General features: G+C 67.7%; 3 protein-coding genes. All 3 read right to left on the bottom strand.

Annotation, left to right across the window (positions count from 1 at the left end; translation table 11 throughout):
• Positions 1-4 precede the first annotated feature (4 nt).
• Complete coding sequence (locus ACLP9N_RS11065; RefSeq protein ID WP_442407450.1) at positions 5-643, bottom strand: hypothetical protein; 639 nt, start codon at positions 641-643, stop codon at positions 5-7.
• Positions 644-714: 71 nt separating this feature from the next.
• The gene (locus ACLP9N_RS11060; protein WP_442407479.1) at positions 715-3,336 is read right to left on the bottom strand and encodes a sugar epimerase family protein; all 2,622 of its coding nucleotides are present in this window, start codon (positions 3,334-3,336) and stop codon (positions 715-717) included.
• Positions 3,337-3,344: 8 nt separating this feature from the next.
• Positions 3,345-15,797, bottom strand: a complete 12,453-nt coding sequence (locus ACLP9N_RS11055; RefSeq protein WP_442407449.1) for a type I polyketide synthase — start codon at positions 15,795-15,797, stop codon at positions 3,345-3,347.
• Between the last annotated feature and the right edge of the window lie 129 nt (positions 15,798-15,926).

The following is a 15,926-nucleotide window of genomic DNA, read 5'->3' as shown; positions in this document are numbered from 1 at the left end:
GTGGCTAGCTGGACAAGCCTTTCTTGACCGCAGCGTCCTGTTTGCGAGCCAAATCCAGGAGGACGTCATTTGGCGTGGGATTGCCCAGTGAGCAATCGAACTCCAAGTCGACGACTGCCCTCCCCTCGATGAACACCGCCTCGGATATTTCCATCTGCTTGGACGGGTCGGCCGCCACACCCGCGACCATAAACCCGTTCGACCCGATGTCGATGGGCTGCGGTGCACCGGTGATCTTCTTGGCGAGTTCGTCTTTCATGGCCGGGATCATCGGGGCGGCCCCGGTCGCGTCGGGATAAACCGCGATCGTGTCGACGATGGTCCGCTTGCCGTCGGGGTTCTTGAAGGTCTGGCCCACACCGGTTATGCCGCTGGGATTCGCGGTCGGCGGCCCGTCAACAAAAGCACTGGGACCGACGTCACTGGGCGTGATCAGCAATGAGGTGTAGTCCGTCTGGCCCGTCGACGGACTCGCGCCCGCGGTGGGGCTCGACGATGCCGCTGCGCTCGACGATGCGGATGAACTCGATGACGACGTCGAGGTTGCGGGAGTGCCTTTATCGCTGCCGCAGGCCGCCAGCGTGGCGCTGACCAAGATAGCGGTGGCCGTCAAGCCGACCGCGGACGTCCGCACCATAGTCATGAGTCCTCCTCGTTGCTGCCAGCTACTTGTATACGTTGCGGGCGCCTTCTACGCGGCGCGAACATGAAAACTCACGGAGTGCCGTCACTGTCGAGCACGCGGATCTCTCCTGTGCTGCCGTCGACCTCGACCAGGGCTCCCAGCGGGAGCCGGTGCGTGGCCGCTTGGACGTCGACCACACACGGGAACCCGAATTCGCGTGCCACCACGGCGGCGTGGGACATCGGGCCGCCGAGTTCGGTCACCACGGCCGCGGCGTAGCAGAACGCGGCGGTGTACCCGACGTCGGTGACCTCCGCGACGAGAATCTCGCCGGGTTGCAGCTCGTCGATGCTCTCGGGCCGCACGATCCGCACCCGGCCGCGCACCCGGCCCCCGCACACACCGACTCCGCGCAGGGTGTCGCCGGCGGCCAGCGCCGTTGACGAGGTGGCCGAGGGTTCCCAGCTTCCGCTGAACACCGTCGGCGGAATGACGCCGGCCAGCCTGCGTTGTTCGGCCCGCCGCCGGGCCACCAATTTCGCAACGTCTGCCGGCAGCCGCCCAATTTCGTCCAGCTCGTCGACCAACAGGTAGAACACGTCGTCGGCGGTGTCCACGACTCCTGCTTCGGCCAACCTGCGCCCGTACTCACGCAGCAGGCCGCGCAGCACCCAGATGGCCCGCACCATTTTGTCGCGGCGGGCCTCACGGTCGCGCAGCTGGCGTGCGGCCAGTGATGCAACGGGCTTGGCCCGCAACGGAATCCGTGGGTGTCGCGGGGGTGGCGGCGGTACAGTGTTCAGAGCCCTGGCCACCATCCGGACCAGTAACTCGGGGTTGTCGGCGTAACTGGTCGACAGCATCTCGGCTTCGGCCGGACCGCGGTGCCCGATCAGCGCCAGCTCGGCCAGCACCGCGGCGTGGAACTCCGGCGCCTCCACGGCCAGCTTGCCCAGGCGCTCCCCCGGTTCGGCCAGCAGACGCGTCACGGTGGGGTCACGCCGCGCCGCGACCACGAGCCGCTGCAGCGCCTCCACCGACCGCGCGCTCACCAGATCCGGCCCAACAGACGTCGCGGTGTCGCGACCACACAATCCGCGCAACAACACATTGAACGCGGCACACAGCATGAATGACGCAGAGGCCAGCACCCACCCGTGCACCACGTGGTCACGTGCCAGCGAGATCAGGCTGAGTAACCGGCGATCGTCGAGTCGGGTGAGGTCGCCGCCGGCAAGCCGCTCCAGCCGATCGACGTCGGCGATGAAATCGTATGTATCGCGGGCTGATCCGGCACTCAGTCCCACCAGGTTGACCCCGAATACCCCGATGTTGCGGATGGTGCGCAGCTGCCTGCGCCCGCGACGGGATTCGGACGGTGGACGCTGCTCGGCGAAGATCGGTAGCGACGCCATGCTGGGGCCGAAAAACCCGCTGTTGCTGACAATCGTGGCGGGCTTGGCGAATGGCACTGTCTCGGCCATGAAGTGCGCCGACGTGATCGCTCCGTACAGCCGGTGCGCGAACACCGCGACGGTGCGCATGGCGATTTCCCGCTGCACCACGCCGCCCGGCCGCAACCGCTCGGCAATGGCCGCCCCGCCCGCGCGTAGGCCGCGCACGGTCACCGAAGCGGACGACGGAGAGAACGGGCCCGGCAGCGCTTCGGACAAGTTAGTGGCCAGATAGGTGGGGAAACGCGGGTCGATCGGCGTGTCGAACTCGCCGTTATCCTCCTGTGGGCCGGCCAATCTGGGAACCACTCCGTCATCGGACGGCGTGTCGATGGCGGGCAGGTCCTGGATGCTGGTCATTCGCCAGGGCAGCGATACCACCCGCTTGCCCACGGTGATCCGCCCGCGCACCGCGAGCGCGAAGTCTTCGATGGTTTCGCCGGCGTTCCACGCCGGCCGGAACCCCCACTCGTCGTGCAGCCGCGTGGTATCCATCAGCGGCGCACTTTGCACGAGCTGCAGTTCGGCCAGCGCGGCCGAGCGGCGCCGCCCAAGCGCCCTCGCAGCGCCGCCCAACGGCACAACGGGCCGCCCGAGCACTTCAGCGAGCTGGCGAAAGGTCGGCTCTCCGGGCGCGGCGAGATTGATCGGGCCGCTGTCGATTTCGTCGTCCAGGAGCGCACGGATAAACAGCCGCAGCGCGTCGTCGGCGTGAACCACTTGCAGGCTGCGATCCGCGGCCCCGGCGATGTCGGGATACGCCGGTAGCGCCAACAACCTTAGCAACCAGTTGTCGACACCCCGGCCGAGAATGAACGCGGAGCGGATCGCAACCCACTTGGCGCCCGACTCCGCCAGCATTCTTTCGACCTGTGCCTTGTCCAGCCCCTCGGCGGATACCGGGGCAACCACGTCGCGCTCGTCTGCCGGCGCCGTGGCGGCGCCGTAGACATGCGGCGATGAAGCGAAAACGATGCGACCGGTACCTGTCTCGGCCATTGCGTCGAGGACGTTGGCCGTGCCCTCGATATTGACCCGGCGGGTGGACCATGCGCAGTGCGCGACGACGACCGCGCCCGTGACCGCGCGCCTGACCGCGGCCGCATCGCGGATGTCGGCGGCAACGAAATCCGCTGCGCTCGGCCAGCTCTCAGGTCGATGACGAGCGATTCCGGCGACGTCGTGGCCTTGGGTGAGTAATCTGGCGACGATGCCACGGCCCAGAACCCCGCTGGCCCCGGTGACCGCGATCCTCAAGCTCATGGCTAGTCGTCGTCGTTCATGAACGCCGCGTTGACCAGGTCATCGAGGTCCATGTCGGCGATGTCTTTTGCAGTAGCGGCGCCCTGCGAGCCCGTCGACTGACCGTCCCCGTCGGTGTCATTTGCCAACGCGAGCAACAGATCCAATACCCCGGCTTGCCGAAGGCGCCTGACCGGAATGGACGCCACAACGCGCTGCAGCTCCGCTTCGCCGGGCGCGGCTTGCGGGGTGTCTTGGCGTGTGGCGCCGAGGAGCGCCTGGTGGAAGTAGCCGGCCAGCGCCGCGGAGTTGGGATAGTCGAAAATCAGGGTCGGCGAAAGGGGCAGTCCGGTAGCGGCTTTGAGCCGGTTGCGCATCTCGACGGCGGTCAGTGAGTCGAAACCCAACTCCTGGAAAGCGCGGTCCGGGTCGATGGCCTCGGGGCTCGAGGTGCCCAGCACGGTGGCGATGTGGGAACGCACCAGATCCAGTAGGATGGCGTGCTGCTCATCCTCGGGCAGACCCTCCAGGCGTTGCAGGAGCGCCGATTTGGATTTTGCTGCGGCCAGCGAGTCATCGACCTGGCGCCGCCCCTGCGCGTTGATCAGATCGACGAACATGGGCGGCAACGTGCCGGCGTCGAACTTGGCCCGCAACGCGACCAGATCGATGTGGGCGGGCAGCACGAATGGCTCGTCGACAATCATTGCGGTGTCGAGCAGTCGGAGCGCTTCATCCGAGGACATCGCCACGATGCCATCGCGCGCGAACCGTGCGAAATCGACACCCGCCAACCTGCCGGTCATGTCGCTGTCCTGATCCCAAAGCCCCCACCCGAGAGAGATCGCCGGCAGACCCTGAGCCCGCCGGTTTATGGCCAGCGCATCCAGGAACGAGTTGCCCGCAGCGTAGTTGGCCTGACCTGAGGACCCCACCAGACCGCCCATCGACGAAAACAGCACAAACGCCGACACATCCAGGTCCCGGGTCAACTCGTGCAGGTTCCACGCCGCGTCCACCTTGGGCCGCAGCACCGCGTCAACCCGCTCGGGGGTCAGCGAGGTTACCACCGCATCGTCGAGCACCCCGGCGGCATGAATCACCGCCGAAAGTGGCTGCTGTACCGGGATATCGGCGATCACCTTGGCCAGCGCTTCACGATCCGCCGCATCACAGGCCACCGCCTGTACCTGGGCGCCGGCCGCTGCCAGCTCGGCGACCAACTCCGCCGCCCCCGGTGCATCGGGTCCACGCCGACTCACCAGGAGCAGGTGGCGCGCCCCGTGGTGGGCCACCACATGGCGGGCCAGCGCCGAACCCGCCATGCCGGTAGCACCGGTGATGAGCACGGTGCCCGCCGCCCATGCATCCGGCATCATGATCACGACCTTGCCGACGTGGCGGGCCTGACTTAAATACCGCAAGGCCGCGGGCGCCCGCCGCACATCAAACGTGGTGACCGGCAACGGCCGCAATAGATCGTCGCCGAACATCGCGGCCAGGTCGGCGAGCATCCGCTGGATGTGGTCGGGCCCCGCTTCGAAAAGGTCGAAGGCGCGGTAGCGCACGCCCGCATGTTGTTCGGCGACCACGCCGGGATCACGGATGTCGGTCTTGCCCATCTCCAAGAAGATCCCACCGGCCGCGACCAATCGCAGCGAGGCATCCACGAAGTCGCCGGCCAACGAGTCGAGCACCACATCCATACCGCGGCCACCGGTGACCGTCCGGAACTTGTCCTCGAAGTCACACGTGCGCGAATCGGCGATGTGATCTTCATCGAAGCCCATTGCCCGCAACGTGTCCCACTTGCCCTGGCTGGCGGTGGCGAACACCTCCAGGCCCAAGTGCCTGGCCAGCTGGACCGCCGCCATGCCCACCCCGCCGGTCGCCGCATGGACCAGCACCCGCTGCCCGGCCTTCGCGTCGGCCAGGGTGGTCAGCGCGTAGTGGGCCGTCGCGAAAACGACGGGAGCCGTGGCGGCGTCGGCGTAGGACCAACCCGCAGGAATTTTGATCATCAGCCGCTCGTCGGTCACCGCGATGGTGCCGGTGCCGTCCGGGAACAGGCCGGTGACTCGGTCACCGACCGCGAAACGGTTGCCGCAAGAAGCGGTTTCGACAACGACTCCGGACGCCTCGACACCCATGACCGCGTCTTCGTCGGGATAGAGACCCAACGCGATCATGACGTCGCGGAAATTGGCGGCGATGGCGCGGGTCGCAACACGCACCTGGCCGGGCGCCAACGGCGCGTCAGCGTCGGAAATCGGCTCCAAGCAAAGATTCTCGAACGTGCCCCTGGTGCTCATTCCCAACCGCCACGGCACACCGTCGGGAGGCACCAGCACGCCGTCAACCGCGCGACTGCCATGAACCCGCGCGGTGTACACCCGCCCGCCCCGCAGCAGCACTTGCGGCTCACCGACCGCCAACGCCGCCTCGACCGCTTCGCCATCCTGCGGCCCGTCGGCGTCGACCAGCACGATCCGGCCAGGGTGCTCGGTCTGCGCCGAGCGCACCAGCCCCCACACCGCCGCACCCGCCAAATCGGTGACGTCCTCGCCGGGCAACGCCACCGCGCCCCGCGTCGCCACCACCAAGACCCCCGTGTCACGCTCGGTCAGCCAGGACCCCACGGCAGCCAATGCTTTGTGGGTGGCCGCATACACGCCGGCCACGGGATCATCGGCGGCCGGTTCCGACTCGAAGACCTCGTACGACGGGATGGCACCGGCCGATGCAGCCGTCGTCGGCGTCCAGACCACCTCGAACAGCCGATCCCCGCCCGAGCCCGATAGCGCGGCCTTCAGCTGCTTCTCGGTCACCGGCCGGGCGACCATCGACGTCACCGACAACACCGGCAAACCCAAGGTGTCCGTGAGCTCGATCGAGACGGCCGACGGTCCCGTCGGCGCGATGCGAGCCCGCACCGCCGAGGCTCCTGCGGCATGTAGACACACCTGCTGCCAGGAGAACGGCACCATCACCGAACCCTCGGCGGCGCCGCCGATGTTGGCGGCGCCGGCCACAATGACCGCATGCAGTGCCGCATCCAACACCGCCGGGTGCACCCCGAAGCCCGCCGGCGTCAGCCCGGCAGCTGTCGGCAGCGCCACCTCTGCGAACAACTCATCGCCGCGGCGCCACATCGCCTGCAATCCTTGGAAGGCCGGTCCATACCCGTAGCCGCGCGCCGCCAACCCCTGATAGATCCCGTCGAGGACCACCCGGGTGGCACCGACCGGCGGCCACACGGACAAATCCGCGGCCGGCTGCACCGTACCCGCGCTCAGCGCACCCTCGGCATGCAATAGCCACGGTAAACCGGCTTCGGCGCGCGAAAACACCGACACCGCACGGGTTCCCGCATCGTCCGGGCCGTCGACCACTACCCGGACCGCGACCGAACCCGAGGCGGGCAGCACCAGCGGCGCCGCCAAATTCAGCTCGTCGACCACGCCACAGCCGACTTCGTCGCCGGCGCGGATCGCCAACTCGACAAAACCCGCACCGGGGAACAGCACTACGCCACCGATGGCGTGATCGGACAGCCAACCCTGCACGCTGGGCGACAACCGCCCCGTTAGCACCACCCCGCCCGAGGCCGGTAGTTCGACGACGGCACCCAGCAAGGCATGCTCGCTGGCTTCCAGACCCAATCCGGTGGCATCGGCCGCGACATCATCGCGGAAGAGCCAAAATCGCCGTCGGTCAAAGGCATAGGTGGGTAGTTCAACAAAGTTAGCCGCGCCGATTACCCCGCGCCAGTCCACGTCCATGCCGGTGACGAACCCTTGCGCAACGGCGCCCGTCAGGGTCGCCGGCTCGGGACGGTCCTTGCGCAGCGCAGACATCGTGATGACGGCTGCATCGGGTAGCGATTCTTCGATCGATGCCGTCAGGCCGCTGCTGGGCCCGACTTCCAGGAAGCGGTGCGCGCCGGCTGTGTGCGCGAATCGGACACTCTCGGCGAATCGCACCGCCTCGCGGATGTGCCGCTTCCAGTACGCGGCAGAAGCGAAGTCGTCTCCGGCCAGCTGCCCGGTCAGGTTGGACACAATCGGGACGCTGGGCTGTCCGATAGCGAACCCGGCTGCGGCCGTGGCGAATTCATCGACCATCGGCTCCATCAACGGGGAGTGGAACGCATGGGAGACCGCCAGTTGGTGCACCCTGCGGCCGTCAGCGCGGAGCTGCTCGACGATCGCGGTGACCGCGTTCTCGGCACCCGAGATCACCACCGAGGCAGGCCCGTTGACCGCAGCGATGCCGACATCGGCGGTCAGCAGCGGCCGCACCTCTTCCTCGGTGGCCTGCACGGCGACCATCGCCCCGCCCGCCGGGAGAGCCTGCATCAAACGGCCCCGGGCGACCACCAGTACCGCCGCGTTCTCCAGCGAGAGGACGCCGGCGACGTGCGCCGCGGACAACTCCCCGACCGAATGGCCCATCACGAAATCGGGATGGATCCCCCAGGATTCCAGCAACCGGAACAAGGCCACTTCCACCGCGAACAAAGCGGGTTGGGCGAATTCGGTGGTGTTCAACAGGTTTTCGTCGTGTCCCCACATCACTTCGCGCAGCGGACGCAGCAGGTGCCGGTCCAGCTCGGCTACGACGGCGTCGAACGCGTCGGCGAATACCGGGTACTCGGCGTGCAATCCCCTTCCCATGCCCAGGATTTGGGAGCCTTGGCCGGGAAAGACGAACACCGTCTTGCCGCCAGGAGTCGCGGTGCCCCGAATCACCGATACGACCTCATCGCCGGCCAGCTCGTCCAGCCCAGCCAACAACCGATCCCGATCACGACCGACAACCACAGCCCGATGCTCAAAACTCGAACGACCCGCCAGCGACCACCCCACATCAGCCACATCAAGCTCCGGACGCGCACGCACATACCCGGCCAACCGAGCCGCCTGAGACCCCAACGCCGCCAACGACTTCGCCGACACCACCCACGGCACCACCGAAAGCTCACGGCGGCCCTCACGCTCCGCCACCGCCGGCGCAGCCTCAACGATCACATGCGCATTCGTGCCACTAATCCCACACGACGAGATACCCGCCCTCTGGACCCGACCCTCAGCCGGCCAGGGCCGCGCCTGCGTCAACAACGACACCGAACCCGCCGACCAATCCACATGCGACGACGGCACATCCACGTGCAACGTCGCCGGCAACACCCCATGGCGCATCGCCTGCACCATCTTGATCACACCCGCCACCCCCGCCGCGGCCTGCGTATGACCCATATTCGACTTGATCGATCCCAGCCAGAGGGGTGCAGCGCGGTCCTGCCCGTAGGTCGCCAACAACGCCTGAGCCTCAATCGGATCACCCAACGTGGTACCGGTCCCGTGACCCTCCACCACATCCACCTGCGCCGCGCTCAGCCCCGCATTGGCCAACGCCGTCCGCACCACCCGCTGCTGCGAAGGCCCATTAGGCGCCGTCAACCCATTCGACGCACCATCCTGATTGACCGCAGAACCCCGCACCACCGCCAACACCGGATGACCCAACCGCCGCGCATCAGACAAGCGCTCCACCACCAGCATTCCGCCCCCCTCGGAGAATCCGGTGCCGTCGGCCGCGCCGGCGAATGCCTTGCACCGGCCATCCGCCGACAACCCCCGCATGCGGCTGAACTCCACGAAGATGTCGGGCGTGGCATTCACGGTGACCCCGCCCGCCAGGGCCAGGTCGCACTCGCCCGACCGCAGCGACTGCACCGCCATATGCAACGCCACCAACGACGACGAACACGCCGTATCCACCGACACCGCCGGGCCCTCCAACCCCAGCACATACGACACCCGCCCCGACGCGACGCTCGCGGACTGGCCGGTCAGCCGGAAGCCCTCCAAGGCTTTTGAGGCTTGTTCGGCACCTATGCCGTAGCCCTGGGTGTAAACCCCGGCGAACACCCCGGTGGCGCTGCCCCGCAACACGCCTGGTTCGATTCCCGCTCTTTCCAAGGCTTCCCAGGACAGCTCCAGGAACATGCGTTGCTGCGGGTCCATGGCGAGCGCCTCACTGGGCGCAATACCGAAGAACCCAGGATCAAAGTCCGCGACACCATCCACGAACCCACCAGTGCGCGTGTAGCACGCGCCGGCGACATCGGGGTCCGGGTTGTACAGCCCTGCCAGGTCCCAGCCGCGGTCGGTCGGGAATCCGGAGAGCACGTCGCGGCCCTGGATCACCATGTCCCACAGGTCTTCGGGGGTAGCCACACCGCCCGGGAAGCGGCACGACATACCGACGATGGCGATGGGGTCATCGCCCGTCACATGAACCGCGGGGGTGTGCTTGATCTCTTGTGGGGCGCCGGCGAGTTCCGCCCGGATGTAGGAGGCCAGACCGTTGGGGGTCGGATAGTCGAAGATGAGCGTGGGTGACAGCGCCAATCCGGTGGCGGCTTTGAGCCGGTTACGCATTTCGACCGCGGTCAGCGAGTCAAAACCCAACTCCTGGAACGCCTTGTCGGGGTCGATCGCCTCTGCGGTGATGGTGCCCAGCACGGTGGCGATGTGGGAGCGCACCAGATCCAGCACGACCGTGTGCTGCTCGGGCTCGGGCAGTCGCTGTAGGCGTTGCGCCAGAGCCGATTTCGACTTCGCGGCGGCCAGCGATTCGTCGACCCTGCGCCGGGTCGGCGCATTGACCAGATCGGTAAACATCGGCGGCACCGCGATCGCGTGGGCCAGCGCGGTCAGATCGATCCGGGCCGGCGCCATGAATGGTTCGTCGACAATCAGTGCCGTGTCGAACAGTTCCATCGCCTCGTCGGACGACAACGCCAAGATGCCGTCGCGGCCCAGCCGGGCCAAGTCGGCGGCATCCAGGCCGCCGGTCATCGCGCTGGCCTGATCCCACAGCCCCCACCCCAGCGAGATCGCCGGCAGCCGGTGCGCGCGCCGGTGTGCGGCCAGCCCGTCCAGGAATGAGTTGGCCGCAGCATAGTTGGCCTGGCCTGAGGAGCCCACCAGACCCGCCATCGACGAAAACACCACGAAAGCAGACACATCCAGGTCCCGGGTCAGCTCGTGCAGGTTCCACACCGCGTCCACCTTGGCCCGCAACACCGCATCGACCCGCTCGGGGGTCAACGACGTGACGACGGCGTCGTCCAGTACCCCGGCGGCATGAATCACCGCCGACAGTGGATGCTGCATTCCGATGTCGGCGATCACCTTGGCCAGCGCCGCGCGATCGGCCGCATCGCAGGCCACCACCTGCACCTGTGCGCCAGCCGCAGCCAGTTCGGCCGAAAGCTTCTGCGCCCCAGGCGCATCCGGGCCGCTGCGACTCACCAACACCAGGTGTCGCGCCCCGTGCCGGGCCACCACGTGCCGGGCCAGCGCCGAGCCGGCCATGCCGGTGCCGCCAGTGATCAGTACCGTGCCGGTCGCCCACGTGTCGGGCATGCTCATGACGACCTTGCCCGTGTGGCGCGCCTGGCTCAGATACCGCAACGCCGCTTCGCCGCGGCGGATGTCGAACGTCGTCACCGGCAATGGCCGCAGCACACCGGCGTCGAACAGTTGCGCCAGCTCGCACATCCACTGGTGCATCCGCGGACGGCCGGGTTCGAACAGGTCGAAGGCGCGGTAACGCACGCCCGGGTATTCCCTCGCTATCGCACCAGGATCGCGGATGTCGGTCTTGCCCATCTCGAGGAACAACCCGCCGGGCGCGACCAGTCGCAGTGACGCGTCGACGAATTCGCCGGCCAGCGAGTCCAGCACCACGTCCATTCCACGTCCGCCGGTGACCGAGCGGAACTTGTCCTCGAACTCCAGGCTGCGCGAATCGGAGATGTGGTCGTCGTCAAAGCCCATGGCCCGCAGGGTGTCCCATTTACCACGGCTGGCGGTGGCAAATACCTCCAAACCCAGGTGCCGGGCCAACTGCACGGCGGCCATCCCCACGCCACCGGCGGCCGCGTGCACCAACACCCGCTGCCCCGGCTTGACGTCGGCCAAGTGCACGAACGCCATATACGCGGTGGTGAATACAGCTGATATGGCGGCGGCTTCGGCGTAGGACCAGTCGGCGGGCATCGGTTGCAGGATGCGGACGTCGCCGGCGACCAGCGTGCCGTGGCCGTCGGGGAAGAATCCGTACACCGAATCGCCGACCGCGAATTCCGTCACCCCGGGGCCGACTTCGACGACGACGCCGGCGCCCTCGCCGCCCAGCAACCCGTCGTGGGTGAACATGCCCAGGGTGATCATGATGTCGCGGAAGTTTGCGGCGATGGCGCGCAGCGCCACGCGAACCTGGCCGGGCTGCAACGGCGCATCGGCGTTGGGAACCGGTTCGAGCCGCAGGTTCTCGAAGGTGCCCGCGCTGCTGATGCCCAGCCGCCAGGGCCCGTCGCTTGGAGGCACCAGGATCCCGTCGACGGCGCGGCTGGCGCGCACTCGCGCGGTGTACACCTGTCCGCCGCGCAGCAGCACCTGCGGTTCACCGACCGCCAACGCCGCGGCTATGGCCTGACCATCAAGGGGCGCATCGGAATCCACCAGCACGATGCGGCCCGGGTGCTCGGTCTGAGCCGACCGCACCAGCCCCCACACCGCCGCGCCCGCCAGGTCTATGACGTCCTCCCCCGGCAACCCCGTGGCGCCCCTGGTCGCCATCACGAGCACTCCGGACTCCCGCTCGGTCAGCCACGACTGGACAGCGGCCAGCGCCCGATGCGTGCGCTGATAGGCGCCCGTCACCGGATCATGGTCAACCGCAACGGATTCAAACACCTCATAAGACGGTGTCGCGCCCACGCCGGAAACCCCGGGCACCGGCGACCAGATCACTTCGAACAGCCGGTCAGGACCGGAGCCGGAGACTGCGGAGCGCAGCTGCTGCTCACTCAGCGGACGGGCCACCATCGAAGCCACCGACAACACCGGCAACCCCAACCCGTCGGCGAGTTCGATCGAGACGCCAGAAGAACCCGTAGGCCCGGCCGGCGCAATCCGTGCCCGCACCGCCGATGCGCCCGCGGCATGCAGCGATACGCCCTGCCAGGAGAACGGCACAACCAATTCGGCTTCCTGGTTGGCTATCACCGCCGCATGCAAGGCCGCATCCAGCAGCGCCGGATGCATCCCGAACCCGCCGACGCCGCCGGCCGCGTCTGGCAGCCTCACCTCGGCGAACATCTCGTCGCCGCGGGCCCACATCGCGGTCAAACCGCGGAATGCCGGGCCATAGCGGTAGCCGCGCGCCGCCAACCGCTCATAGCCGTCGGCCACATCTACCGCGACGGCGCCCGCGGGCGGCCACACCGACAAGTCCGCCGTCGGCTCGACCGACCCGGAGCTCAATGTCCCCTCGGCGTTGCACACCCATGCGTCATCGGCTTCGGCGCGGGAGTAGATCGAAACACTGCGCTGGCCGGCCGCGTCGGCGGCGCCCACCACCGCCTGCACGGCAACCGACCCCCCAGAAGTCCCAGTCGGCAGCATCAGCGGCGTCCGCAGAGTCAGTTCGTCGACCACCGAGCAGCCGACTTCGTCGCCGGCGCGGATCGCCAGCTCGACGAAACCGGTGCCGGGAAAGATGATTGCCCCGGAGACGGCGTGGTCGGCCAGCCAGCTTTGCGTCGCGGGCGACAGTCGCCCCGTCAGCACCACGCCGCCGGAGGCCGGCAGTTCCACCACCGCGCCCAACAACGCGTGCTCACTGGCCCCTAGCCCCAACCCCGCGGCATCGGCGCCGATAGTCTCGCCGGAGAGCCAAAACCGCCGCCGGTCAAAGGCATACGTCGGCAGCTCGACGAAGCCGGCCCCATCAAGCACGCCACGCCAATCCACGGCCACACCCGCGACAAACGCGGTGGCAGCCGAGATCAGGAATCGATCGAGGCCGCCGTCTTCGCGCCCCAGCGTGGGGACGACGGTGACCTCGGCGGCCCCGGCGTCGCCGGCTGTGCAATCGGTCGCGGTGTCCTCGATGCCGGCGATCAACGCGGGATGCGGGCTGGATTCGATGAAGGTGCGGTAGCCCTGCTCACAGGCGCTGCGCACCGCCTCGTCGAACTGGACCGTCTGCCGGATGTTGCGGTACCAGTAGTGGGCGTCCAAATCTGCTGTGTCCAAACGCTTTCCGGTCACCGTCGAGAAGAAGGCGGTGCGCGAGGAGCGCGGCTCGATACCGGACAGGACCTGGGCAAGCTCGCCGCGGATCGCCTCGACCTCGACGGAATGCGACGCGTAGTCCACGTCAATCCGGCGGGTGCGCAGATCCCGTTCGGCGCAGAGGCCGATCAGTTCCTCCAGCGCGGCCACTTCGCCCGACACCACGACTGCGGAGCGGCCGTTGACCGCGGCGATACCGATGCGACTTCCAAAGGGCGCCAACAACTCCCGCGCGCGCTCGGAACCACATGCGATCGACACCATGCCGCCCGGGCCGGCCAGCGCGGTCAGCAACCTGCTGCGCAACGTGACCACTCGTGCGGCGTCTCGCAGGGACAGCGCGCCGGCGACGTAGGCGGCGGCGATTTCACCTTGCGAGTGGCCGATCACGGCATCCGGGTTGACTCCGACCGACTTCCACAATTCGGCCAGCGACACCATCACCGCGAAGAGAACCGGCTGCACCACGTCCACGCGCTCAAGGCCTGGCGCATCCGGCACGCCACGCAGCACATCGGTCAGTGACCAGTCCACGAATTCCGAGAAGGCGTCCGCGCACGCGTCGATCTGGCGGGCGAACACCGGTGCGGTATCAAGCAATTCGACACCCATACCCAACCATTGCGAGCCTTGGCCGGGGAAGACGAACACCGTCTTGCCGCCGGGAGTCGCGGCGCCCCGAATCACCGATACGACCTCATCGACGGCCAGCTCGTCCAGCCCGGCCAACAACCGATCCCGATCACCACCGACAACGACGGCCCGATGCTCGAACACCGAACGACCCGCCAGCGTCCACCCCACATCGGCGACATCAAGCCCCGGATGATCGCGCACATGCTCGGCCAACCGCGCCGCCTGAGATCCCAACGCCGCCAACGACTTCGCCGATACCACCCACGGCACTACCGGTGCCGTGGGCCCGTCCGCCGCCAGGGAATCGACCGGGGCGGCCTCAACGATGACGTGCGCGTTGGTGCCACTGATTCCGAACGAAGAAACCCCCGCCCGGCGCGCCCGCCCCTCAACCGACTCGGCTTTCCAAGGCCGGGCTTCGGTCAACAGCGACACCGACCCGGCCGACCAATCCACATGCGGAGACGGCACATCCACATGCAATGTGGCCGGCAACATTTCATGGCGCATCGCCTGCACCATCTTGATCACACCGGCCACCCCCGCAGCGGCTTGAGTGTGACCCATGTTCGACTTGATCGACCCCAACCAGAGGGGTGCAGCGCGGTCCTGCCCGTAGGTCGCCAACAACGCCTGCGCCTCAATGGGATCACCTAACGTGGTTCCGGTCCCGTGGCCCTCCACCACATCGACGTCGGCCGACGACAACCCCGCATTGGCCAACGCCGCCCGCACCACTCGCTGCTGCGAGGGACCATTAGGCGCCGTCAACCCATTCGACGCACCGTCCTGATTGACCGCCGAACCCCGCACCACCGCCAATACCGGATGACCCAACCGCCGCGCATCCGACAACCGCTCCACCACCAGGATGGCTCCGCCCTCGGACCAGCCAACCCCGTCGGCCGCGCCGGCGTACGCCTTGCACCGGCCATCCGGGGACAGCCCCCGGTGCCGGCTGAACTCCACGAACACGGTCGGCGTCGCATTGACGGTTGCTCCGCCGGCCAGGGCCAGGTCGCATTCGCCCGACCGCAGCGACTGCACCGCCATATGCAACGCCACCAACGACGACGAACACGCCGTATCCACCGACACCGCCGGGCCCTCCAACCCCAGCACATACGACACCCGCCCCGACGCGACGCTGGAGGTCATGCCGGTCAGCCGGTAGCCCTCGATCTCCTCGGCCAACATTCCGTAGCCCTGGACGATGAGCCCGGCGAACACCCCGGTGGCGCTGCCGCGCAGCCCACCAGGATCGATACCGGCCCGCTCGAGCGCCTCCCACGACAGCTCCAGCAACATTCGATGCTGGGGGTCCATCGCCAACGCTTCACTCGGCGCGATACCAAAGAAGGCCGCGTCGAAGTCGGCCACGCGGTCCACGAAGCCGCCGGTGTGCGCATACGACTTGTGCAGCACGTCGGGATCCGGGTCGAATAACCCGGCCAGGTCCCACCCACGGTCGGTCGGAAACTCCGTGATGACGTCCCGGCCTTCGGCCACCATTTGCCACAGGGCGTCCGGGGAATCAACGCCACCCGGGAATCGGCACGACATACCGACGATGGCGATCGGCTCATTCGACCGCTCCAGCAGGGCACGGTTGGTGCGCTTCAGGCGTTCAACCTGGACCAGCGCTTTGCGCAGCGCTTCGGTCGCATGCTGGAGTTGATCAACCATCGCTACCTCGTCTAACCCTCGCCAAACTACCGGACGTCGTTAACTGGCGGATGCGGCTGTCGCCGAGTCACGGACGTTGCTGCACGAACCGACTCGGGATTTTTTCGACCAACGTCGTGCTGCTCTCCG

Origin of the sequence: Mycobacterium sp. (genome assembly GCF_052144515.1) — a bacterium.
In the GTDB taxonomy this organism is placed as follows: Bacteria; Actinomycetota; Actinomycetes; order Mycobacteriales; family Mycobacteriaceae; genus Mycobacterium.
Note: the sequence above shows the minus strand (reverse complement) of the source record. Positions and strands in the feature narration are given on the sequence as shown.

Excerpts from the sequence above, each read along its gene's own strand:
- ACLP9N_RS11065 (WP_442407450.1), bottom strand. The coding sequence starts at position 643 with ATGACTATGGTGCGGACGTCCGCGGTCGGCTTGACGGCCACCGCTATC.
- ACLP9N_RS11055 (WP_442407449.1), bottom strand. The coding sequence starts at position 15,797 with ATGGTTGATCAACTCCAGCATGCGACCGAAGCGCTGCGCAAAGCGCTG.